At 53.1% G+C, this 24,611-nt stretch carries 20 protein-coding genes; 6 read left to right on the top strand and 14 right to left on the bottom strand.

Going from position 1 to position 24,611, the window contains the following annotated elements; all coding sequences use genetic code 11:
* Positions 1-45: 45 nt before the first annotated feature.
* The 10 genes from P2W70_RS24920 to P2W70_RS24965 form a co-directional block, all read right to left on the bottom strand.
* Positions 46-2,799: an alpha-d-galacturonidase gene (locus P2W70_RS24920; RefSeq protein WP_276484261.1), complete on the bottom strand. Its 2,754-nt coding sequence runs from the start codon at positions 2,797-2,799 to the stop codon at positions 46-48.
* A gap of 8 nt (positions 2,800-2,807) precedes the next feature.
* Positions 2,808-3,857, bottom strand: a complete 1,050-nt coding sequence (locus P2W70_RS24925; protein ID WP_276484262.1) for a Gfo/Idh/MocA family protein — start codon at positions 3,855-3,857, stop codon at positions 2,808-2,810.
* Positions 3,858-3,867: 10 nt separating this feature from the next.
* A complete protein-coding gene (locus P2W70_RS24930; protein WP_276484263.1) occupies positions 3,868-4,926 on the bottom strand; it encodes an L-rhamnose/proton symporter RhaT in 1,059 nt (352 codons plus the stop codon).
* Between the two features lie 27 nt (positions 4,927-4,953).
* Positions 4,954-5,808, bottom strand: a complete 855-nt coding sequence (locus P2W70_RS24935; RefSeq protein ID WP_276484264.1) for an amidohydrolase family protein — start codon at positions 5,806-5,808, stop codon at positions 4,954-4,956.
* 66 nt (positions 5,809-5,874) lie between these two features.
* Positions 5,875-7,044, bottom strand: a complete 1,170-nt coding sequence (locus tag P2W70_RS24940) for a CaiB/BaiF CoA transferase family protein (RefSeq protein WP_276484265.1) — start codon at positions 7,042-7,044, stop codon at positions 5,875-5,877.
* A 3-nt stretch (positions 7,045-7,047) separates the two neighbouring features.
* Entirely contained in the window at positions 7,048-8,196 is a 1,149-nt protein-coding gene (locus P2W70_RS24945; RefSeq protein WP_276484266.1) for a CaiB/BaiF CoA transferase family protein, read from the bottom strand.
* A complete protein-coding gene (locus tag P2W70_RS24950) occupies positions 8,193-9,359 on the bottom strand; it encodes an ABC transporter substrate-binding protein (protein WP_276484267.1) in 1,167 nt (388 codons plus the stop codon). Before P2W70_RS24950 ends, P2W70_RS24945 begins: the two co-directional genes overlap by 4 nt.
* 5 nt (positions 9,360-9,364) lie before the next feature.
* Positions 9,365-9,808 (bottom strand): MaoC family dehydratase, encoded by a 444-nt coding sequence (locus P2W70_RS24955; RefSeq protein WP_276484268.1) that lies wholly within the window; start codon positions 9,806-9,808, stop codon positions 9,365-9,367.
* 446 nt (positions 9,809-10,254) lie between these two features.
* A complete protein-coding gene (locus tag P2W70_RS24960) occupies positions 10,255-11,286 on the bottom strand; it encodes a hypothetical protein (RefSeq protein ID WP_276484269.1) in 1,032 nt (343 codons plus the stop codon).
* 233 nt (positions 11,287-11,519) lie between these two features.
* Positions 11,520-11,927 carry a winged helix-turn-helix transcriptional regulator gene (locus P2W70_RS24965; protein ID WP_276484270.1) on the bottom strand — a complete coding sequence of 136 codons (408 nt, stop codon included), beginning with the start codon at positions 11,925-11,927 and terminating at the stop codon, positions 11,520-11,522.
* Positions 11,928-12,014: 87 nt separating this feature from the next.
* On the opposite strand from P2W70_RS24965, the gene fabF reads away from it, so the two are divergent.
* A complete protein-coding gene (gene fabF / locus P2W70_RS24970) occupies positions 12,015-13,256 on the top strand; it encodes a beta-ketoacyl-ACP synthase II (RefSeq protein ID WP_276484271.1) in 1,242 nt (413 codons plus the stop codon).
* An 83-nt stretch (positions 13,257-13,339) separates the two neighbouring features.
* On the opposite strand, the gene P2W70_RS24975 is transcribed toward fabF, so the two are convergent.
* Positions 13,340-14,173: a CvfB family protein gene (locus P2W70_RS24975; RefSeq protein WP_276484272.1), complete on the bottom strand. Its 834-nt coding sequence runs from the start codon at positions 14,171-14,173 to the stop codon at positions 13,340-13,342.
* Between the two features lie 45 nt (positions 14,174-14,218).
* Positions 14,219-15,214 (bottom strand): Gfo/Idh/MocA family protein, encoded by a 996-nt coding sequence (locus P2W70_RS24980; RefSeq protein ID WP_276484273.1) that lies wholly within the window; start codon positions 15,212-15,214, stop codon positions 14,219-14,221.
* 101 nt (positions 15,215-15,315) lie between these two features.
* On the opposite strand from P2W70_RS24980, the gene P2W70_RS24985 reads away from it, so the two are divergent.
* Complete coding sequence (locus P2W70_RS24985; protein WP_276484274.1) at positions 15,316-16,050, top strand: SDR family NAD(P)-dependent oxidoreductase; 735 nt, start codon at positions 15,316-15,318, stop codon at positions 16,048-16,050.
* A 67-nt stretch (positions 16,051-16,117) separates the two neighbouring features.
* Here P2W70_RS24985 and P2W70_RS24990 read toward each other — a convergent pair whose 3' ends face one another.
* Together P2W70_RS24990 and P2W70_RS24995 are read right to left on the bottom strand one after the other, a co-directional pair.
* Positions 16,118-20,449: an InlB B-repeat-containing protein gene (locus tag P2W70_RS24990; RefSeq protein ID WP_276484275.1), complete on the bottom strand. Its 4,332-nt coding sequence runs from the start codon at positions 20,447-20,449 to the stop codon at positions 16,118-16,120.
* Between the two features lie 424 nt (positions 20,450-20,873).
* On the bottom strand, positions 20,874-21,575 hold the full coding sequence (locus P2W70_RS24995) for an ArsR/SmtB family transcription factor (protein WP_276484276.1): 702 nt from the start codon (positions 21,573-21,575) through the stop codon (positions 20,874-20,876).
* A 76-nt stretch (positions 21,576-21,651) separates the two neighbouring features.
* Here P2W70_RS24995 and P2W70_RS25000 point away from each other — a divergent pair, with 76 nt between their 5' ends.
* From P2W70_RS25000 to P2W70_RS25015, 4 genes are all read left to right on the top strand, one after another.
* A complete protein-coding gene (locus P2W70_RS25000; RefSeq protein WP_276484277.1) occupies positions 21,652-22,017 on the top strand; it encodes an antibiotic biosynthesis monooxygenase family protein in 366 nt (121 codons plus the stop codon).
* A 282-nt stretch (positions 22,018-22,299) separates the two neighbouring features.
* Positions 22,300-22,767 (top strand): NUDIX hydrolase, encoded by a 468-nt coding sequence (locus tag P2W70_RS25005; RefSeq protein WP_276484278.1) that lies wholly within the window; start codon positions 22,300-22,302, stop codon positions 22,765-22,767.
* Positions 22,768-22,787: 20 nt separating this feature from the next.
* On the top strand, positions 22,788-24,011 hold the full coding sequence (locus tag P2W70_RS25010) for an XdhC family protein (protein WP_276484279.1): 1,224 nt from the start codon (positions 22,788-22,790) through the stop codon (positions 24,009-24,011).
* Positions 24,008-24,592 (top strand): nucleotidyltransferase family protein, encoded by a 585-nt coding sequence (locus P2W70_RS25015; RefSeq protein WP_276484280.1) that lies wholly within the window; start codon positions 24,008-24,010, stop codon positions 24,590-24,592. Before P2W70_RS25010 ends, P2W70_RS25015 begins: the two co-directional genes overlap by 4 nt.
* The last annotated feature ends 19 nt before the right edge of the window (positions 24,593-24,611 follow it).

Below are 24,611 nucleotides of genomic sequence, written 5' to 3' on the forward strand. Positions count from 1 at the left end.
GACCAGTAATACCTTAATGGTTAACAATCAATTAACAAGACAATTTCACTCAAAAATCCAGTCAACTTCTTTTTTTCCGCCATTTGATTGCAAACCGGCATCATAGGTCTTCAGCGGCGAATTGCCTGGCGTGAAACCGAGTAAAAGGCAAGCACCTTTTGCCAGGCGAAGCGTGTGGGTACCTGCTTTGAAAGTGTAGGTATGTATGTTGACTGGGGGCAATCCCTCCAGATAAACTGCGTTCGCCACTTTCACATCGGCCTGACCATAATCATTGGCCGCCGCATTGGTTTCCAATTCCGGTGCGGGTAATAGGCCAGGTTGTTTGCCGGCAAAAAATCCTACCAGCAGTTTTAGTGGTTGCTGGGTGGTGAATTGCACGACGGCTCCTTCCCGCATTTGTTGCGTAAAGCTGACAGGAATAGCAGACAGCTGTTGCAACTCGGGGATGATACGCGTGATCGTGTAATTGCTATCCGTAAACGGACGGGCGCCCACCAGGGGGCGGTAGCTTGTAGCAGCAGGATTGGTGAGACGCACCGTCGCTGCCGGCAACACCGCATTCGTCGCGGTCATTGTATTGCCTGCCTTCCCCAATGAATCGATCCGCTTGTGTAATTGCTGTAGTTCTTTCTCAAACGCTGGCAACACCTCCCACCAGTTCTTGTACGTGGCATCGACACCGCGATAAGGGATCTTCCGTTGCGACGTCTGCATACTGTTGGCATACCGGTAAGTCGCTTTGGTGAGATCGGTCAGCGTGCGGTACCATTGTATACTGGTGGCCAGGGGTGATGCGACCTGCTGCAGATCGGTCAACTGATGACTGTATTTGTACCGGAGCGCCTGCAAGGCTGCCTGCGCTTTGTAAGCATAGTGATTGGCCAGCGCCTGGTAGCTTAGCATATCATTGCGCAGGCGCATGAACGCTGATTTATTGCGCGTAACACCGGTCATAACAGCATCGATAGCTGCCACGGCCTTCGCACCATGCACTTTCACTTCCTCGATCACTTGTACCGGCGTTTCGCCGATATGGGGTTGCCCTTCCCAGGCTTTAGCGGCATATTCGATCAGCATCTCTCCTTCCGGTCCTTCGGAGTTATACAACAACGTAAATAGGCCAAACCGGTTGGGGTTTACCAATTGCGGCATGGTCATACCCAGCGTCAAGGTTTGCCGGTTGCCGTCGGTAATACCAAAGCGGCGCAATAATTTCGGGGCAATCTCGCCGGACTCTTCATACGCTTCGAGTATCTTTTTGCCGTCTTCGCTGCTACAGCCATAATAGCTGGCCAGTTGCGCAGTCCAGTAGTTTATTTCCTGCTGCCGATTGCGGTTACCATTCCAGGCATAGCGGGCCCAGGTGGCATACCACATCCAGTCACGTTCTATTTGCAACAGCTTCTTACCACCTGCCATGCTGTCGGCCGCATAGGGCCAATCCCAGTAAGAGGCTTGCGGATATAAGTGAAGACCATTCGCTTCGTAAACGTTGTGCATGGCCTGGATAGACTTTTGTATAAAGTCGGGCGAGCCATACCGGAACGGCTCCAGGTTGGCCAGGATATGTACATTCTCGATCTGTACGGTTCCAATGCGGCTAAGGGTACGGTGCAGATCAGCCCATGGGCCACGGGGCGTATAGGTCGTCAATGCTTCCCCATTGAACTTGGCTTCCGTATACAGGTTTTTGTACAGGGGTAATGCTTCTTTCATGACGGCCGGCGCATCTGTATCGTGTGCCCGCAATACGATCGGCGGCTCATCGGTACGCCCGAGCGCTTTGAGTCCATCACGTACGCCGGGAATAATGGTCTTCGTAAACCAATCGATGTCGTCCTGCCCCACGCCTTCCATGGCCTCCCCCAAACAAACCAATAACCCTACGTTTGGATACTTCTCAACGAAAGCGGCGATCGACTTGCGCGTGTAATCAGCCAGCAACGGGGTGATGGGACGTTCACGTTCTTGTGTTTTGATACCGTGCTTTTCTGCAAATGGTTTCGACACGATGATGTTGTAAAACATTTGTATCACCCAGATACCCCGCCGGTCGGCCTGCTCTGTCAGCCAGGCGTACATGGCCTCATTCTTTTTGAAAGTATCGTCGTCAACTTCTACGGCATAAGGATAATCTTTCAGCCGCACCAGCGAAGCAAAGGGATGGCCATTCCAGAGGTACAATGAATTGTAGCGGTTGGCCGCTAAAGAATCGAGGTATTGGATCCACAAGTCCTTATCATAAAACCAGGGGAAGTTTTCGGGTGTATAGGGATACTCGTACACAGTACGGCCCGGCAGGTAATAAGGTTTCTGAATACCGATACAGGTGCCGCGCAACACCATCTGTGGCTGGTCGCGCAAATCGATGTGCGCTGGCAAGGCTTTCTCCTGCCGGATGCGCAGTGCCAGTTCCAGGCATCCATACAATACGCCGGAAGCATCACGTCCGGCAACGACGATCCGTTTGCCCTGGCGTTTGATCACAAAGCCTTCTTTGCCCACCCCGGCCGTATCGATCTTCATGGTGCCGATCAGGTGACGGACAAAGGGATAATGAAAAGTGCCGACAATGATCTCCGGCATCACCGGTTTGGACCGGGGAGCAGTGCGAACACCATAACCACCCACCGTCTCCGTCAGGGCCTTACCCACCTGTTGGCCCCCGTAAAAAATACGTGGCACCGAACCATCCCGGATGATAGAAATGGTGGATCTCAATTGTGCACTGCCCGGCATTACCCACAACAATAAGCAGCAGCTGATCAATAAGCTGGCAATACTACACTTCTTCATGCGATCCATTATTGAATGTCTGAAAAGGAAATACTTTGTTGTCCACCCGACCGGTATGCCGCTTCTACGCAGGCCATGGTAAGAATGGCATCTTCTACGGTATTATCCGGGTGCGGGCGCTTGCCGGCTACCACCTCCATCAGCTGCTGCATGCTACCGATAAAGGCATGCGGGAACCAGGTACCTTCCAGCGGCACGGTTTGCCACTGTGCTGGCTGCCCCTCCTGCAGGGTTACATATTCCAGCTTATCGGTTTGGCCATGGGGATAGTCCATCAGCACGCCCAGGTGGATACGGATGGCACCAAGGGTTCCTTCCAGTTTGATGAAAGAATGCTGGTGCCCCTGTCCGTAGATATGGCAATGATTGGTGAGAATATTGGCCCGTAGCCAGTCTCCATAATCCAGGACGATATTACTGCGTACAGAGGCCAGTTCTTTCATCAGCGGATGCTTCACCGTTTTGGCAAACACCGCCCGGGGATTGCCGGCCAGCTGCCGGATGAGGTCGATATAATGTATACTGTGGTACAGGATCTCTACGCGCGGCGATTCGTACAGGAATTTCCAGAGGTTCCAGGGCGTATGTACGTTTACATTGATCTCTATATCGCACAAATCGCCAATGGCCCCTGCCGCCATGAGCTGACGGGCCGCTTCAATAAAAGGTGCATAGCGCAGTTGAAAATTGACAGCTGCTACCAGCTGTTGGTCGCGCGTGATCGTCAGTATTTCCCGGGCCTGCTCATAATCCATGCCCATGGGTTTTTGCATCAACACATACGCCTTTTCCGGCAACACCCGCAATACAGCGGGCAGGTGGTTGGCCGGTACGGCGATATCAAAAATATCCTGTGGTCGTGCGGTGGCAATCAGGTCAGCGAGTGTGCCGTACACTGCGCAGATACCAAATTTTTCAGCAGTTGCCTGCGCTTTGGCGGCATCAATATCAAAGATACCGGCCACCGTATAACCTGCCAGCCGATAAGCCGGCAGGTGCGCATCGTTTACAATGCCACCGGCGCCAATGATGTATATAGAAGGATCTCGCTTATCCATGTCTGCGTTTTTAATGCGTGCCCGCTTCTCCGCCCAGGTAGTTGCCATAGGTCAATACGATCACGGCAATCGTCAGCACAGCCAGGGCAAGGCCCAGTTTCAGTTTGGTGGCTTTGCTGCTGGTACTCCATTCCCGCAACAGGATGCCTGCTACGGTGCTAAACAATACCAGCATGATCATATGAATGGCCCAACTACTGAACTTGTAATTACCCATGCGCACATGGCCCAGTCCGTAAAAGAAGAACTGCCCGTACCATAATAAGCCTGTGAGCGCTGCCATGGCAAAGTTAAGGGGCAGCCCGGTCGCCTTCTCTCCGGCCGGCACCCTGCTATATTCTCCGAAAGTACCTTGTTTCTTATGTAGGTACAGGCAATACAGCAAGGTGGTGACGAAGGCGCCTGAATTGGAGAAAATATACACCACATTGCCCTGAAAACTGCCGGCGCCATAGCGGGCAGCAATATCGGCAATGGGTTTGCCCTGATCGAGCGAAAAGCCGTATACGGCCGACAGCACCCCCGCCAGCAAACAAAGCGGCAATCCTTTACGCAGCGAGAAACTGCTATTAACAGCATCGTTGCGTTCCAGGTCTTTTTCCTTGCTGCGGCCGGCGACACCACACACCGCGATACCAAGCGCACCGAGTGCGATGCCCGTCATCACCCAGCCAGCGCCAGTCTTGTCAAACACACTGCCCAATTCGCCCCTTACCAAGGGTGGTATCAATGTACCCAACACGCAGGAGATGCCGACAGAAATAGCATAAGTGAGCGAAAAGCCAACATACCGGATCGCCATACCAAAGGCTGTACCCCCTACACCGTAGGCCATGCCCAGCAGAAAGGTGCTCCCCATCACGGCGGTGGGCGCTTCCCGAAGCACCTCTCCTAATTGTGGAATGGTCAACCAGGCAACGATCACCGGCAACAGCAGCCAGCAGACTGCAGCCTGTGCCAACCAATAGGTTTGCCAGGACCAGCCCAAAGCCTTTTTTTGTGGTGTATAACACAAGGCTGCACTGGAGGCTCCTACAGCATGATACATGACACCGGCAATTACTTCCATGATTCTTATCGGGGGTTTATAGACATACTAAACTGAGAGCCTGTAGAAGGCAACAGCATTGGTGTAAAATACTTTTTCCAAAGCGCCTGCGTCCAATAAAGAGGTTAAAACCTCCTTATAATTCCGCCAGGCATGTTCATAACTGCCGGCCAGCAAACACACCGGCCAATCTCCACCACAACAAGCACGGTCTACCCCAAAGTGCTCCAATAAAAATGATACATAAGGCATGATATCGATAGCCGTCCATCGATCGCCTTTTTGTGCGGTAACACCCAGGCCCGATATCTTCACGTGCAGTTGTGGAAGCATAGCTGCGGCTTTCATCAGTTCACCCCAACGTCCATACAAGGCGGCCTGAGCGATGGGTGGCTGGTTGCAATGATCGAAGATCATCTGCAGCGTAGGCACTTGTTGTGCCACGGCCATTGCCGTTTCAATATGCTCTGGCTGTACGCCTACCAGATCATAACTGAGTTGATATTGCGCCAGTATCCGAAGGCTTTCGATCACCGCAGGCTGTAACAGCCAGCGTGGATCGGCCTCATCGTGTATGAGGTGGCGCACGCCTTTGAAATAAGGATTAGCGGCATAGGTACTACGCAATAAATTTTCGGTAAGAACCGGATCAGTAAGCGGTAACCAGCCCACTACACCCTTCAACCAGGGAGTAGCGGCAGCCGTATCGAGCATGTAGTCCGTATCTTCCAGGTTATTTGCCGCCTGCACCAATACACCTCCCGTAACACCAGCTGCGGTGCGGGCTTGTTCCAACTCCGCTATTTCATAATCGCGGTTGAGCAATGACGTATTTCCTTCCAGCCACGTATAACGTGCCCTGGAAAAGTTCCAACTATGAATATGTGTATCGATGACATTCATATGGCAATATAAGGAATAAAGCGAGTAGCAGTTGATGGACAATCGTTTGCCGGAAATGAAAGCGCATTATATACCGACGGCACTGTTGACAGACACCAGACCAAACTGGCGTTCGATCACTTCATTGTGCTCACCCAATACCGGTGCCCCTGTTTTGGACACCAGCAGGTGCCCATCTACGCGGATAGGGCAACGGGTGGTGGTAATATTCAACCCATTGCTCGTTTTTACCACCATTTCCATATTGAGTATTTTGTATCCTTCTTCCTGCATCAGCTCGTCGTAATTCAATACCCGCGCACACCAGATATCCGCCGGCTCCAGTATAGACAACCAATATGCCGTAGACTGACCGGCGAGATGCGCCGCCAGAATCGTTTTGATCTCATCGCGGCGGGTGAACCAATCGGCGGGCTGCGGGAAAGCTTCCAACGGCCGACAACCCAACAAGCTGGCTAGTGTAAGAATATTACCCATGGCCAACGACAGGTAACCGTCGGCCGTTTTATACACCCCATAGGGAGCTGCGATGTAGGCGTGCGCCGCATTCACGGCACTGCGTACCGGCAACTGGCCACCGTCATTGAAATAAGCCGTCAGCACTTCAAACTGAAAGTCCAATATACTTTCCAGCATACTTACCTGCACCAGGGCGCCTTCGCCACTGATGGTGCGGCGGTACAAACAGGCCAGGATACCCTGGGCAACATGTGTACCGGCAAAGATATCGACCACGGCCACGCCCATCGGTGTAGGGCCCTCCTGTTCGTTGTTGCTGAGCCACGTGAGTCCGGAGACGGCCTGCAACAGCAGGTCTTGCCCGGGCAGGTGATTCCACGGTCCTTCCGTACCATACCCACTCACTTCGGCATACACGATCGATGGATTGATGCGCTTCACCGTATTATAATCGAGCCCCAGTCTTTCCATCACCCCTGGTCTGAAATTGTGCATCATCACATCGGCCCGCGCTATCAACCGCTTGATCTTCTCCAGGTCTTCCGGTTGCTTCAGGTCGGCTGCATAACTCTGCTTATTGCGGTTGATGGCATGAAAGATCGTCGACTCGCCTTCGATCATCACATCCGATACATACAGGTATCGACAGATATCGCCGGTCTCCGGCTTCTCGATCTTGATGACTTGCGCTCCCATATCGGCCAGCCGCAATGCAGCGGAAGGTCCCGAGAGGAACTGGCTGAAATCAAGTACTATTATATCCTGCAATAATTGCATGGCTCAGTTTTCGTTGAGTAATTGTTGGGTAATGTCCTCATTGTTGGCACCCAGCCCGGGCGCTGCTTTGCCGGAGGTGAGTATTCGTCCATTAATACGGATGGGGCAACGGGTGGTGCGGATCTCCTGGTGGTTGGCAGCATAAATGGTTTGCTCCATCCGCAGGTGTTCGTATCCGGCATGGGCCGTCAGCTTTTTCCAATCCAGTACTTCCATGGCCCACAGGTGGTGTTCGTGCAGCTTGGCCAGCCATACCTGCGAACTGTGTTGCTGCAGGTGGGCAGAGATGAGCTGCTTGATCTCATCGCGGCTGACAAAAGCATGCTCGGCGGTGTACCGATCCAGCGCTGTACAATGCAGGGCGGTAGCCAGGGTCGACAAGTCGCACATCGCGATGGCGATATAGCCATTGGCGGTGGCGTAGAGGCCGTATGGTGCACTCAATAAGGGATGCCCGTTGTTGATGCTGCTGCGCCGGGGCAGCGACCCGCCATTGTGATAGGTAGTCAATAATTCGAATTGAAAATCGAGCAGGGATTCCAGCAGGCTGATCTCGATCAGAGCGCCCTGGCCCGTCTTGTGCCGCCTGATCAACCCCGCCAGGATACCCTGTACGAGCTGTGCACCGCAGAGACTATCGGCGATGGACAATCCAAAGGGTACGGGATCGCTCCCGTCGTTACCGGTTGTATACATCAGGCCGGCCATGGATTGTACCAGCAGATCTTGCCCTGGTTTATCTTTCCAGGGACCTGTACTGCCATAACCGGATATTTCTCCATATACGATTCGCGGGTTGATCTTTTGCACAGAAGCATAATCGAGCCCCTGCCGTTTCATCACACCGGGGCGGAAGTTATGCGTTACCACATCTGCCTTAGCGATCAGTCGCTTCACCACTTCCAGCTCTTCCGGGTTGCGGAGGTCGGCGGTAAAGCTTTCTTTGTTGCGATTGATCGTATGAAAAAGCATGGAGCTGTCATCGGCCCACAGGTTCTTGATCGACAATTTGCGGCCTGCATCTCCTACCTGGGGGCGTTCTATTTTGATGACCCGTGCTCCCAGATCAGCGAGTCGCAGGCCGGCAGACGGACCGGATAAATATTGGCTGAATTCCAGTACGATCAATCCCTCGAGGGGTAACAATTTCATATAGCCACAGTTTCTTTTTTAACCAGGCTTTGCCTGTAAAGTTTGTTCATCGCCTCCAGCACAGCACCGGGACTTCCCCCCTCACGGAGGTACTGGTGCAGCGGATCGCCGGCATGGTCCTGGAAGTATAGGTACCCATTGTACCTTGGTCGCATATAACCCCGCTCCATCGCCGGCAGTACATGGTGAAAATAGCGGTGGGTGATCCGGTTGGCTTCCTCATTGGTCCACGCACTCAAATGACCTGGCTGGCCACCATTCTGCACATAGATGCCCGCTTGCCAGGCTGGTGATACTACCAGTTCTGCAAAGCGGATAGCAACCTCTTTGTGTGCACTGGCGGCCGATACGGCCAGCCCGGTACCACCGATGGTGGTCAGCAGCTTTTGGCCCAGGCCAAAGTTCACCACGTCTTCGTATTGCAACAGGTGTTGACCATATCCCAGTCGGCTGTAGTTGGAATAGCCGTAAGCGAATGGGCAATACCAATAATCATTGGTGCGGCTCATCCTTTCTGCCACGGCGATCGGATTATAGGTAAAGAAAATGGGATCGATGTTGGCATAGAGCTGGCGCATCACGGCCAGGGCCTGCAAGCCAGTAGCAGTATCGATCACCACCTCGGTCGATTGGAAAGGCTCCTGTCCACAGGCGATGCAGAAGGTATAAAAATTCATCAGCAGGTCGATGGGTATCGCCGGCACGGCGACCTTTCCTTTAGCGGCGAGCGCTATCACTTCCTGCCAGCTTTGTGGCACGGCCGTATTGTTGGCCGCCAGCAGATCGGGCCGGTAGCTTGCCACCGGGGTCGCGGCATCGATAGCCAATGCCCACTGGTGTCCTTTGTATTGGTAACTGCGGTGCGATTGACCGACGGAACTGGTAGCCTGCTCATCGAGATAAGCGGCCGGCAGGTACTGATCGAGGGGTAACACGCAGCCGGTAGCGGCCGCACAGCCCACCCAGGGATGATCGATGATCAGCAGATCGTAGTGATCTGTCAGTTTCTCCAGCGGATAATCAGCGAAATGCTGCAGGCTTCTTTTCTCCCATACGATCTCGGTATGGGGATAGAGTTCATTGAATCGTTGCGCAGCAGCCAGCAAGGGGGTGATGCCCCTGCTATGCGCCCACGTAATGCCTTTAAGCGTAATAGTTGCCATGGCTGCTAGTTTGCTTGTTTTTCTACGAGTAATAAATGTTCACAGACCATCACCAGCTCCTGGTGTTGGTTGAAGACCTCCACCTTTTCCGTCACGATGCCATATTGCGGCTTCTTATGATCGGCTTTGTTGGCAATAGTAACTTGTACCGAGATGGTATCGCCAATAAATACGGGTCGTGTAAAACGCAGCCGTTCGTAGCCGTAAGTCATGGATACCTCGTTGATCACCTGGGCGGTCAATCCCACGGCGACCGTAAAAATGAGTGTACCATGGGCGATCCGTTGTTTGAATGGTTGTGTTTTGCACCATTCCTCATCCATGTGGTGCGGAAAGAAATCGCCCGACTGGCCGGCATGCAACACGATATCCGTTTCGGTAATGGTTCTGCCCATCGTGGTACGTAATTCGCCGATCTCAAACGCTTCAAAATATTTCTTCAGGAACATAATAGGTGGTATATCGATAAGGTTTGTTTTACAATGCACCGGATCAGTAATGACCAGCCAGGTGGGAGTTGGCTATCGATGGCCTGTGCAGGCAGGCAGTTGGTTCAGACAGTGGGTCCTCATACGTGCAATGTTTCATCATGGTCGCAATCGTTTAGTTGTATCATCCCGGGGCTTTGTGACTGCTGGCAGTAAGATCGTCCATGTTGGCTGCGATCCTGGCTGCCTGGATACAAGGGAGTGAACCCTTACTGCGCTGAGCGCCTGTAGACGGGTATCGACGCCCTTTCAAAGCCTGTTTATTCCAGGCAATGAAGTTAGCAGCGTGCCGGGGGGCCGCCAATGTCAGGTCTTACTGAAATGATGGAATATTTTACTACCAGCGTCGTATCAGGCGATAAAACTCAATGATTTATATAAAAGCGCGGGGCGTTTGTATGGTAGACTTACTGGGAAGCGCTGGGCAATTGCTTGATGCGTTCAAAGCCGCCGTTGATATGATCGATCTTCATTTCGAATTGGGCGCTGGCATCGGACGCGATGAGTCCGCCGATGATGCCGAAGAACAGGCTAGCCACTACCACATCACCGGTATTGGCCGTAACTTCTGCTTTGCCGGTAAAGAAAAAGTCGTCGCCGCGTTTCTCCAGGGGATAATAACCATATTTGGTGGCAATATAGGGTTTGCCATCGTGCACCAGGGCATACATCTCCGATGCCTTTACTTTTACGGGCTTGCCATCGGCTCCGGCAATATTGACCTTCTTGATGGAATTTGTCTTATCAAACGTTACCTGGGCATTGTCGGTATCGGGTTGCTGTTGCAGAAATGCGGTAAAGCTTCTGTATACACCATTCTGCAGCACACTGGCCTTGTAAAGTGGCAACTTCCGCTTCTGTACAGTATTATAGGCTAAGACATCGTTCAGGGTATAGGAATCACCGGTCGTCGGCTGACTGCTGAGCTGTTGCGCCATAAAATCAACGACAGTCTTGCTACCCCGCCGGAAAAGGGCGCGGGTTACGTCCATCGACTTCACCAGTATCATGGTATCGATCTTCCCCAGGGGCTTGTAAATGCCATCGGCCTCGGAAAACATGTCGGCCCGCAGGTAACAGTAACCGCTTTCACTCATCGCCTTGGTGATCTCCGCAAACCGGAGGTTGCGCAGCAGCAGCACCAGTTTACCATTTTGGGCAGCAGGATCGATCAGGGCATTGAACACTGATTGCAGTTGTGTCGTGATGGGGACCTCTGGCCGCACCCAGGCTTTTCTGTTGAAGGCACCCAGTTGAACAATACCCATTTCGGAGGTATCGCGTCTGCCATCGATAACCTGTAACGTATTGTAAAGGCTATTGGGAACTTTTTCTTCGGGAAGCGTTACTGTAAAATCTTCGCTGATACGTTGCGCACGGGTGGTAGTGGAAGCAGACAATAACAGGGCAATTGCTACAAAGCGATAAGCAGCGTTCATGGCCGGGATTTGGGTGGGGTTATCGGGAACAAAGTTTACAAGGCTAATTTAGCCAGCCGCCGCCAGAAAGCCAATTAATTTTGATCTTGGGCGTATGGGCTGGTTTATTGGCGCTGATGCCCAGGGGTGGATGGCAAACTGGCACTGACGCTTGAACTGGCGGGTGGTTCACAACCACTAAGCCGTAAAGCACGGGTCGACTTACTTGCACTGTTTGTCGAGCACTGGCTGATTTACCCCAGGTGCTCGGCTTCCAGCCGTTGCTTTTCCTTTTTGATGCCCCGGGTATAGTTCTTTTTGGCAGCACCGATGATGATATCGCGATTGGGATTGAGTTTATCGGCATACTGATCGGACCACAGGCCGACGGCTATGATGACGGGCAGCAGGTCGATACCTTTGGGTGTAAGGCTGTAGATCAGCTTTTGTTTATGTTCCTTGCTTTTCTTTTTGACAATGATCTGCTGTTTTTCGAGCCAGGCGAGCCGGTCGGCCAGTATATTGGTGGAGATACCTTCCTGCGACTCGAGGAATTCACTGTAATGGCGCTTGCCGAAGAACATGAGGTCACGAATGATCAACAGGGACCATTTATCACCAAAGATCTCCAAACCATAATTCAGGGGACAGTCGGACCGCATAGGCTACCAGCTTTAAACTACTTGCAAAAGTAAAGCAGTTATTCCTTACATTTGCGCATCGCCTGCAAAATCAGGTGAAAATATTGTATGAAAAGAGTCGTAATCACCGGCCTGGGAGCGTTATCCCCCCTGGGCAACGATGTAACCACCTTTGGCCAAAACCTTTTTGCCGGTAAAAGCGGTGCCGGCCCGATTACCCGTTTCGATGCCACCTTGTTCAAAACGCGCTTTGCCTGTGAACTGAAAGACTTCAATGCCGCTGACCACCTGGACAAAGGCGATATCCGCAGAACAGATCCCTTTACCCAATATGCGCTGGTAGCTGCCGACCAGGCTGTGAAAGATTCGGGCCTCGACTTCAGTAAAATGGACCCCTTCGCCACCGGCGTTATCTGGGGATCCGGCAATGGAGGTATGGCGACTTTTGAGGATCAGGTCAAGGAGTATGCTATCGGCAACTTCAATCCCCGATTCAGCCCCTTTTTCTGCCCTAAGATCATCGTGAATATTGCTGCTGGTCTTATCTCCATGAAATATGGATTGATGGGCATCAACTATGCTACCGTATCTGCGTGTGCTACTTCCAATACTGCCATCATGGACGCCTTCAACTATATTCGCTGGGGTAAAGCCAAGGTGATGATCACTGGTGGCTCGGAAGCCCCGGTGACGGAAGCTTCTATTGGTGGTTTCAGTTCGATGAAAGCCCTCTCTACCCGCAATGACGATCCTACTGCCGCTTCGCGTCCGTTTGATGTGAACCGCGATGGATTTGTAATGGGTGAAGGAGCAGGTGCTTTGGTGCTGGAAGAATATGAGCATGCCAAACAACGGGGTGCTACCATCTATGCCGAGCTCGCCGGCGCTGCGATGACCGCCGACGCATATCATATGACGGCTACCCACCCCGAAGGGTTGGGTGCTTTTATGGGCATGAAATTCGCCCTGGAAGATGCCGGACTGAATGTGGAAGATGTCGACTACCTCAATGCACACGCTACCTCTACCCCGGTGGGCGACCTGAGCGAAACTGCCGCCATCTACAAGTTATTCAATGGACAGCCGAATCTGTCGGTCAGCGCTACCAAGTCGATGACAGGCCACCTGCTGGGTGGCGCGGGCGCGATCGAAGCCATCGCTGCCATCCTGAGTATCCGTGAATCGAAAGTGCCACCTACCATCAACCTCACCGATATCGACCCGGCGATCCCTGCTTCGCTCGATATCGTGAAGGGACAGACCATCGAAAAGAACGTAGACGTAGCCATGAGCAATACGTTTGGTTTCGGCGGCCACAATGGCATCGTGGTATTCAAGAAGTTTGCCTAACAGATCTATCCAAGATAAAAGCCGCACCGGTGTTCTGCGAACAGGCCGGTGCGGCTTTCTTATTGATGAGCGTTGTCTGACCCTTAGGTTTCGGTGGCCTTGATACCGCCGTCGGTAAACTCGATCTTGCGCTGTTTGTACAGGCCACCTGTGGTCATCTTGAAAGTCTTCTTACTCATGCCAAAGAAGCTATAGATCTCATCGGGAGAGGATTTGTCGTTGTACGGCAGGAAACCATTGTTCTCCTGCAGCAGGCGTAGCACCTTACCAGCTTCGTCTTCCACACGCTGGTAGCCGGGTTTGCCGAGCACCACATCGATGAGGTTGTCGGGACTGATGTGCTTGATATATCCTTTGAACACATATCCTTCGGAGAGGTGGCGGTAAATCTCATTGAAATGCAGCACACCGGTATGCTTGTGGTTGATGATCATGACGTAGCCGATGTCGGTACGACGCCATACCGTGAGGTCTACCAGGTCCATTTCCTTTACAGTGAGGTTATCGTTGCTCAGGAAGGGTTCCAGTTTTTCGGTGGCGGCTACGCGGCCGGTTTGCTCATCGATAAAGATCTTGACGAGGTAGCGACCGCCGGGACGCATGCCCATCAACTGCTTCGACTTGGGTACAAAGATGTCTTTCATCAGGCCCCAGTTCAGGAAGGCGCCTTGTGGGGTAACAGACACGGCTTCCAGCATCACGATATCACCCACTACGCCAAAAGGTTTTTGGGTGGTGGCAATGATCCTTCCATCCGAATCGTGGTAGATGAATACGTTCAACTCCTCTCCTTCTTTGACGCCTTTTGGCACGAAGCGTTTGGGCAACAGGATGCCGCTGGCACCGTCTTCGAGGTATACGCCAAATTCTACCGTGCGAACTACTTTCAATGTATTGTATTCACCTACCCTGATCATATTGATTATCCTTGCTTTAGAATGATTTGGCGGCAAAGGTAACCTTTATTCGTCAGCGGGGTATTGTATTCCGGCTGCTTTCCGGATGGCGTCGAGGGTCTCTATGAGCAGCAGGGTGTCGGCAAAACTCATTATGGGGCTCTCTGTCAGGCCTTTCCGCAGGCAATCGTTGACATGGCGGGCTTCGTAGTGATAACCAAATCCTTCAGATGCCAGTACTTCTATCAGTTCCCGGGTATCCATGCGTCCTGGAAACCATTCCAGGCTTGCCTGGGTATCGAAGAAACGGGTGGTGAGCCGCAGGCGGCCGGCAGTGCCGCAGATATCGGCCTCCGTGGCCAGGTCGGTGGTGAAGCTGGAAAACAGCTGGGCCATCGCTCCATCGGGGTATTGGAAAAGAACGGCGCATTGTTCGTCGACCCCGGTACCGGCGGGTGTCATGGTGGCCTGGATCACCTGGGGCTTGCCGAGTACGCTCAGGGCCAGGAAGGCATTGTAAATGCCGATGTCCATGATGGTGCCGCCACCCAGGGCCGGATCGTACAGGCGTGGATTCACGGGTTGCAAGGGCCGAAATCCGAAATTAACGAGCACACTTTTGATGGTGCCTAGTTTGCCTTCCCTGATCAATTCCTGCAACTTATCGTATTGGGGCAGGAATTTGGACCAAAGGGCTTCCATCAGGAAGATCTTTTTCTCCCGGGCTACAGCGATCATCGCTTTGGCCTGACGGGCGTTGAGCGCGAAAGGTTTTTCGCACAACACGGCCTTGCCATGCTGTAAACAAAGCAGGGTGGCTTCCTGGTGCAGGTTGTGCGGGGTAGCAATGTAGATCACATCTACCGATGGATCGGCGGCAAGTGCTTCATAGCTGCCATGGCGGTGCTCTGCTCCATATTCAGCGCCGAATGCATCGGCTTTCTCCTGGTTTCTCGAACCAACGGCTACCAGTTTGGCATCCTGGATGAGCAGCAGGTCGGTCGCAAATTTGCTGGCAATATGTCCACAGCCCAAAATGCCCCAGCGAATGATCTTGTCCATACGAGATGATTCAATTGGCGTTAAAAATAACAAGAAGAAGCCAGTACAGATTATTTTTCCCCACGCTGGCATCAGCAAACTGGAATATTATCTTTGCGCCCATGTATAAGAACACGGGCAAGCAGGTATTGATCCTGGGCGCCAATTCGGATGTAGCCAAAGAAGCCATCAAATTGTATGTGGCGCAAGGGCATCATGTCATTGCGGCCTCCCGCAGCACCGGTGAATTAGCAACATTCGTAGCGACACAGATTCCTGTACCAGAGCAGGTAGACGTGCGCTATTTCGATGCTGTCGCCTTCGACACGCACCAGGAATTTTATAATGAGCTGCCTGCCAAACCACACATTGTGGTGTATGCCGCTGGCTTCCAGGTGACGAATGACGAAGCCCTCGTTAACTGGAATGGAACCTTGCAGATGATGAAGGTGCATTATAGCGGTGCCGTGTCGATACTCAATATCATTGCCATGGATGTCAGCAACCAGCACCTGGAGCGTATCGTTGGATTGAGTTCGCTATCGGGTGTGCGTGGCCGCAAAAGCAATTTTGTGTATGGCAGTACCAAAGCTGCGTTCACCACCTACCTGGCCGGACTGCGGCAATACCTTGCTCCCCGCAAGATCACCATCAATGCCATTGTGGCCGGCTATATCCGCAGTAAGATGACAGCGCATCTCGACCTGCCCGAATCACTACTACTGGAGCCGGCTTATATTGCCAATGCAATTGTCCAGGCGCCGCGGCGTTTCGTGATCGTGCCTGGCTTCAAATGGAAGATCATTTACAATATCCTGCGGCTGTTACCAGAAAGCCTGGTGGCGAAGCTGCCGTGAGTAAAAAAGGGTTAGCCGGCGAATGCCAGCTAACCCCGCAACTTTTATCACTTATCGACAGACGCTCTTACTGCACCACCAATGGCTGGATCGCTTGCTTATCCTTGCCATTGTTTACCCCGATGAAATAGACACCTGTCTGCAAGCCCTTCACCGACACCGTCACATAATGCACACCCGGCGCAAACACACGGTTCGCCACCCGCTGCACCAGCCGGCCATCAGCCGCAAACAAACTGACCTGTATCCGTTGTTCAGTAACCACCGTCAACTTCAATGTTGACTGGCCCGTCGTGGGATTCGGGAAGATCAGTGGTGCTGCTTCCACAGCAGGCACCGTTGAAGAGGTTCCGGCCACCCTGCTACCCACCGATCCGCTGCACGTTGCTTCCGTTGGCGTATTGCCCACGATCTCGATCCAGTCGATCACCGCAAACTCCGCTGCCACTGTTGTTTCCAACCGGATAAAGTTGGTACCGGCTACCAGGTTCACCGTTACATTGCCGGTGGTCGTCCAGGTACTCCAGGTACTTGTTTTCGGGAACGACACACTGGCCAGTGCCTGCGTACCATTCACCAGTACGCGGGCCGTCGTAGCGCTTTGCGAACCTGCATTCGAATAACGCCAGCGCAAGGTATAACTGCCCGCAGCCCCGGCCCGCACAGCCCAGGTAATGCCACGGCCACTGGAATTACTGAGGTTCACATAATAACCACCATCGGCGCCGGTATAGGTATTCTGCCTCGACCCATCGATGCTGCAATAGCCCGTACCCGTACCCGATTTATCATCGATGCGCAAGGTGCTGCCGCCACCACCGCTGCTGGTGAAGTTGGCTGTCACACTGGTGTTGGCATTCATTGTCACGGTGGTTGTAGTTCCCGTGCCGCTGGCTCCGCCGCTCCAGTTGCTGAAGGTATATCCGCTGGCAGGGGTAGCCGTCAGGGTAACGACTGTACCTGCTGCATAGGTAGTAGCATTCGGACTGCGGGTGATCGTGCCTCCACCAGCGGGGCTGGCCGAGGTGGTCAGCGTGTACGTGCCGCCTGTGCTATTGGTGAAGTTGGCCGTTACAGAAGTATTGGCATTCATCGTTACGCTGGTAGTGGTATTGGTACCACTGGCTCCCCCACTCCAGTTCACGAACGTATAACCACTTGCTGGGACAGCTGTCAGGGTCACTACGGTGCCCGCCGCATACGATGAAGCATTCGGGCTACGGGTAACAGACCCTCCTGCTGACGGTGAAGCACTTGTCGAGAGGCTGTAATTAGTCGGAGTGGTACCACAACCACAGGAGGTGGGTGATGGCAAGGTGGCCCCGGCGCCGCAAGATGCCGTGACCAGCGCTTTCACATCGGCCGCCGCCGACAGGCTCAACGAATAAGGAGGTGTAAAGGCCGTGCCGCTGCCCGCGGTATTGCCCGATGTACCATTGTACACATTATTGCGGGAAGTCACCGCCGTGAAATTATTCTCATACAGGTCGATGGGTGTATTTACTCCATCAAAGTAGTTGCCCTCTACCAGCAAATTGGCTTCGACCCCTGCCCGCACGCAATGGTTGGCCTGCGGACTATCAAACAGGTTGTTGACCACATGCACCTGACCAAACCGCACCCGCGGCATGCGCTCGCGGCAACCTGCCGTCCAATGGTTGTACATCATGGTTACTTTCAGTTTACCCCGGTCGCTGGTCTTGCTATCGGAGTTACCGATCAGGTTCACGAACTGGTGATTGCTGGAGGCACTGGTGTAGCGGAATTTCGTCCAGGTTACGCTGATGTAATTGGCACCATTCGTAATATCCATATTACCATCCTGCCCATCATAGATATCGCAATGATCGACCCATACATTGGTGACACCCGATCCATCGATGCTGATACAATCTACTCCATCCACATCCACGGCACCGGGACCACGCACGATCATATTGCGGATGATCACATTGTTGCCACGCACATCGAAGCCTCCATAAAGGGTTGCCCCCGGCAATCCAATAATGGTCGTATTGGCAGCCACGCGGACGCGGGTACCCACGCCCGATCCCAAATTGCCGCTCACATAGATCACCCGGGAACCGGAACCGTTGGCGCGCGTGGTAAGATCAGACAGGGAGGTAACCGTCACCGGTGTAGCGCTGCCACCTCCTGTGGTGCCGCCATTCTGGGTGGCCCAACCTACCGGTGCACAGGCATCGGCAGCCAAGGCGACGACCGCTTGCGCAGGGTCTGTGGAAGCAACCCTTGTACCTACCGCATCACTGCAGGAAGCTTCGGTGGGATTGGTACCCACAATCTCGATCCAGTCGATCACCGCAAACTCAGCAGCTGCCGTTGTTTCCAGCCTGATCTTGTTGGCACCAGCCACCAGGTTGACGGTCACATTGCCCGTAGTAGCCCAGGTACTCCAGGTACTTGTTTTCGGGAAGGATACACTGGCCAGGGCCTGCGTTCCATTTACGAGCACGCGCGCCGTAGTAGCGCTTTGCGAACCCGCATTGGAATACCTCCAGCGCAGGGTATAAGATCCCGCAGCCCCTGCCCGCACGGCCCAGGTGATACCCTTGCCACTCGAATTGCTGAGGTTCACATAATAGCCCCCATCGGCACCGGTATAGCTGTTTTGCCGGGAACCATCGGCACTGCAATAACCCGTACCCGTTCCCGATTTATCATCGATGCGCAAGGTGCTGCCGCCACCACCGCTGGTGGTAAAATTGGCCGTGACACTGGTATTGGCATTCATCGTCACCGTGGTCGTAGTGCCCGTGCCACTGGCGCCACCGCTCCAGCTACTGAAGGCATAACCGCTGGCAGGTGTAGCCGTCAAAGTTACGACTGTACCTGCAGCATAAGTAGTCGCATTGGGACTACGGGTGATGCTGCCGCCTGCTGTGGGTGATGCCGTGGTGGTGAGCGTGTACGTACCACCTGTACTATTGGTGAAGTTGGCCGTTACGGTCTTGTTGCTGTTCATCGTCACGGTGACCGATGTGGCAGTACCCGAAGCGTCGCCACTCCAACCGGTAAAGGTATAACCACTGGCCGCAGTTGCCGTCAGGGTAACTAGCGTTCCGGCAGCGTAGGTCGTAGCATTGGGACTGCGGCTTACACTACCACCCGCCGTTGGCGAGGCACTGGTAGTCAGCGTGTAGTTGGTGGTGGTAGCCCCCGACTCGATGGCGCCCAGGTCGGGCGCTGAGCCGTTGTAACTGATACCCGTGGAGGCAACGCCCGCATTGATGAGGTCGCTGCCGCTGGCGAGGTTCAGAAAGCCACCGCTGGTGGGATTGGCATTTGCCCCCGGACTCAGGCTTACAAAGTCGGCTGCATTTACGGTGAAGCCACCAGCGGCTCCCTGAAATGAATTGGGTGCCGTGGCCGTACCGATGATGCGGTCATTGGAACCGCTGAGGTAAGAGAGGTTGTTTTTGAATACACTGGTACCACCATCGAAATTGAAGTTGCGCTCTGTATTCTGATAACCGGTGTTGTTGGTCATCTCGATAGTACCCAGGTTGCGGTTGTAGGTAAAACCGTGTTTGCCGTTGTTGAACGCTACACAACGCCGTACGATGTGGTTGACGGAGATATCTTCTCCGCCCAGCTTAAAGCCATTCTTGTCGCCATTGCCCGAGGTAGAACCATCGGTGAGGCGACCATTGGAATGCGCGATACAGTTTTCCAGTGTGACCGCACCAATCGGTCCCGTATCGGATTTGGTGTACAGATCCCACCCGTCATCGATGTTGTGGTGCGATACGCAATTGCGGAATACGTTACCATTGCCACTGGTGAGTTTGGCCGCAAAGCCGTCGGCATCTTCATTGTCAGGATCTTTGTTGTCGTAGGCCTCGCAATTCAGGATGAGGTTGTTGGAAGGCCATTGACTGATGGAATTGTAGCTCGTGTTGTACCGGCTTAACTGCAAACCGCTGTCGTTGTTCTTGCGAAAGATGCAGTTTTCGATGGTGTTGTTGTCGCCGGACAACAACAAACCATTATCACCGGCACTTTCAACGATCAGTCCGCGCAGGTGCCAGTAACTGCCATCGAGTACAATGCCTCGGTTGGAAGTAGACACTGCCATACCGGCAAAACTGAGCACGGGCACTTCGCTGTTGTAGGCAAAGAGTTTTTTGGTGGCGCCGGATGCACCACTGTTCGATTCAGCAATGAGGATGGTGGCGGTGATGTTGTAGGTACCGCCGCGCAGGTATATGGCACCACCGGTCCCCACGGTGGCAATAGCATTTTGTAAAGTAGTGGGGGATGCAATGGAAGTTCCGCTGTTGGAAGCGCTTCCGGTAGGAGAAACATAGAGTGTTTGCCGGGCAAAGGTGCCCATACAGGCAAACAGCATGCTCAACAGAAGACATAGATTTCTTTTCATGCGACAAGCTGTTTTAATGATTAAATAAGAATACATACCTATAACAGGCAGCCTGTCTGCATGAGCATACGAGGGCAAAATGTTCTGCAAAACAGTTTTGCTGCTTGGTATTTCAATGCCAGTAAAAATTTGCCTTGATAGCGAAGAGGGTAAAAAACAGCGGGGTCTATCCTGCTTCCGGTGAAGCATGGACAAGCAATCGCCACGAGGCTTATATTTATAACGGAGGAGAGTTGCGAGCGTGTCTACCGGCTGTTCCGGTCACCTACACCTGATGACCAGACGAGTCGGCAGACACTAAAAAGCCCTATTAAGTTAGACAGAAAGCTATCCTGAAGGGTAAAACGTAGATGGTTTATTTACGCAATCGTTCCCGGGAACCTGTATGCGCTTCGCATCATTGCTGGCAAACAATCTTATAACGCTATTGATTACCAACGGCCGAATCGATCAACCCCAATCGCTCCAGGACCTGCTGCCCTTTGGCGGTGAGGATCACGGTACGTTCATTGATCTTTCTGCGTACCCAATGCCGCGCAACCAGTTGATCGAGCAGCGCTGCACCCAATGCACCGGCCAGGTGGTGCCTGCGTTCCGACCAGTCGAGGCAGGGTTGGGCAAAAGCCCGCTTCTGCTGTTGCAACGCGTGTACATCGATGCTCAGCTCGGCAAACCACGCAATACCTTTTTGGGAAACAAGGTATGTATCGTCTTTCACCTGCAATAGCCGCTTGCGCACCAGGCCTTGTGTGATATTTACCGCCAGGTTACCTGCCAGGTGATCATAACAGGTGCGGGCATAACGAACATCCCCGTTTTGCAACCTGGCGGCTGGCATCATTGTACGCTTTTCGGGAACCAAGCTGGCCAGCCCTTCGATGGCGTAGGCTACTTCATGACGGGCAAAACAATAGTAGCGGTGCTTGCCCTGTTTTTCCACCCGCAGTAAACCGCCTTCCACCAGTTTGTTGAGGTGGTTACTGGCAGACTGCGGGGATATGCCGGCCGACAATGCCAGTTCACCAGCTGTATAAGCCCTGCCATCGAGCAGACTCCACAACATGGTAGCCCGGGCTGCTTCTCCTATCAATGCCGTGATGGCCGTAAACCGTTCGACAGATTCCATAGTTCATTATTGCATGAAATATTCGTGCATAAAGATATCTACTATTGCACGCTTGTTTCTTTTAAAACCTACCATTATGATTGCCGTTATTTTTGAAGTCATTCCAAAAGCAGACCAACTGCCCCAATACCTTGCTATTGCTGAAAGCATAAAGCCTTTTTTATCTACGATAGAGGGCTTCATATCGGTGGAGCGCTTTCAAAGCCTCAGCGAGCCCCGTAAATACCTTTCTCTTTCCTATTGGCGTGATGAGGCCGCTGTAGCCCAATGGCGTAACCTGGCGGAGCATCGCGTAGCACAACAGGAAGGCCGCAGTCATGTCTTTGAAGATTACTCCATCCGAATTGCTGCGGTAGTACGTGATTACGGGATGCAGGAACGGCAGGAAGCACCGACAGACAGCCGGGCTTTTCATCGTAGAGCGGGACCAGCCAGTAACTAGAAGCCGGTAGGCTATCCGCATAAAAAAAGCCATCCTGCAATAGTTGCGGATGGCTTCCTGACCGGCTTACGGTCAGCAGATATTTTGATGGAACATACCCCGGTTAGACGAGACCAACCTGGAGTGCCCATGAATGATCTGTAGATTTCATGAATACCTCCTTTTCTTTGGTGAGCTGTAGATACTAAAGATAGGGAAAAACAAGAATGGGTTGCGTAGCGGGGTAAAATTTTAACTTTGTATCCCGGCCACCATTTTTAACCGGCCGGATCAGTTCGTCACATGCCCAAACAAAGCGCCGGTATATTGCTGTATAGAAAACTCCACAAGCAACCCGAAGTACTGCTGGTGCTGCCCGGCGGGCCCTATTTCGCGGGCAAGGATGCCGGAAGCTGGACCATCCCCAAAGGTGAATTTACGGAGGAAGAAGCTCCTTTACACGCCGCCATCCGGGAAATGGTGGAAGAAACAGGGTATCAACCGACCGGAACATTTATTTCCCTCACCCCTATCAAACAAAAAGGTGGCAAAATTGTACATTGCTGGGCAGTCGCCGGTGACCTGGATGCCGATTCGATCGTCAGCAACACTTTCGAACTGGAATGGCCACCCCGCTCGGGCAAGCGTCAATCTTTTCCGGAAATAGCGCGGGCAGCCTGGTTTACCATCGATACCGCCACCAGGAAAATAAATGAGCGGCAGCAACCGCTACTGGAAGAATTGGCGCAAAGACTGTCCCAACAAGACTGATTTTGTAATTTACAGCAGGAATGAAAGAGATTGAAGACATCATAGTCGCTTATAAAAGCGCTGTTGCGGCTGGCAAACGCACGGCGCTGGCCACGGTGGTCCACGTGGAGGGATCCTCGTACCGACGTCCCGGAGCCCGTATGCTGGTAACGGAGGATGGCGAACTGACCGGCGCCATCAGTGGCGGCTGCCTGGAAGGCGATGCGCTGCGCAAGGCTTTGCTGGCTATTTCGCAACAAAAGAATAAACTGGTTACCTACGATACGACGGATGAAGACGACCTGCAATTTGGTGTACAACTGGGCTGTAATGGCATTGTGCACATCCTGTTTGAGCCGATCGATCCTGCGGCCAGCCATCACCCCATTGAGCTGCTGGAGAAAGCCTCCCTGTCGGGCCAGGCAGCCGTTATCGTGACCTTGTTTTCGCTGGCCACCTACGATGGTATTCAACCAGGCACTTCCGTAGCACAAGCCAGTGGCCTGATCAATAGCCGCATTACCGATCCGGCCCTGATGGCAGCCCTCCTGCCCGATGTTCAGGCGACCCTCGATCATCATACTTCTTACCTGCATCAATATACCTTCGACCACCAGGTGATCACCGCCCTGGTAGAATGGCTGGCACCACCCGTATCACTGGTGATCGTGGGGGCCGGCAACGATGCGTTTCCCCTCGTACAGATCGCCCAGGTACTGGGCTGGCATATCACGGTCGCCGACGGGCGCCCTTCCCATGCCAACCGTCAACGCTTTCCTACCGTGCGGCAGGTGATCACAGCCAAACCAGATGCCCTGCTGGCACAAATTACCCTGGGAGCGCAAACAGCAGTAGTATTGATGACCCACAACTACAACTACGACAAAGCCATCCTGCAGGGACTGCTGCGGCTGCCTGTAGGTTATATCGGTGTGCTGGGACCATCGCGTAAGCTGGAACGCATGATCACAGAACTGGAAGCCGCATCCGGCGACACGATCGATGCCATAGCCCGGCAAAACATTTACGGCCCCACCGGTGTCGATATCGGTGCCGAAACGGCCGAAGAGATCGCGCTGTCTGTCACTGCGGAGATCAAGATGGTGCTATCGGGCAAGAACGGGCTGTCACTGCGCGACAAGCCGGGTTCCATTCATGATCCCATCACCACCAAACAGGTAGTGAGACATGACCGACCCAACGACAATACTTCCCCCCTCACCTGTGCGATTACCGAATCATTCAACAATCCACCCGTAGTATGAGTACAGCCATATTGTTGTTAGCAGCCGGTGCGTCGTCACGCATGGGCCAGCCCAAGATGTTCCTAACTTATCAGGGAAGTAGTTTACTACAACATGCAGTACAAGCCGCTACGGCCACCAGCCCCCATTGTTTTGTAGTAGCCGGCGCCCTGGCCTGGGAGATTGCCATCGAACTGCGCGATGATCCCGTGCGCGTTATTCATCATACCGGCTGGGAAGCCGGTATCGGCTCATCTATCGCGGTGGGTGTTACCAGCATACTGAATACGAAACTACAACCCAGCAATATCCTCATCACGGTGTGCGACCAACCTTTTATTGATCATGCGCTGTTGCAGCAACTGATCGACCAGCAGGCCCACACCAGCAAAGGCATCATTGCCTGTGCTTACGAGGATACGATCGGTACACCTGTACTATTCGACCAGCAATATTTCCCCGCCTTGCAGGCATTGAGTGGTCAACAAGGTGCCAAAAAGATACTGCAGGAGCATCCGGATGCGGTAGCTACGGTCGATTTCCCCCGTGGCGCTTTCGACATCGATACGCCGGAGGACTACGCCAGGTTGCAAAACCTGTAAAGCACCGCGCAAACCGTCT

The organism is Paraflavitalea pollutisoli, from assembly GCF_029360705.1.
GTDB classification, from domain to species: domain Bacteria; phylum Bacteroidota; class Bacteroidia; order Chitinophagales; family Chitinophagaceae; genus Paraflavitalea; species Paraflavitalea pollutisoli.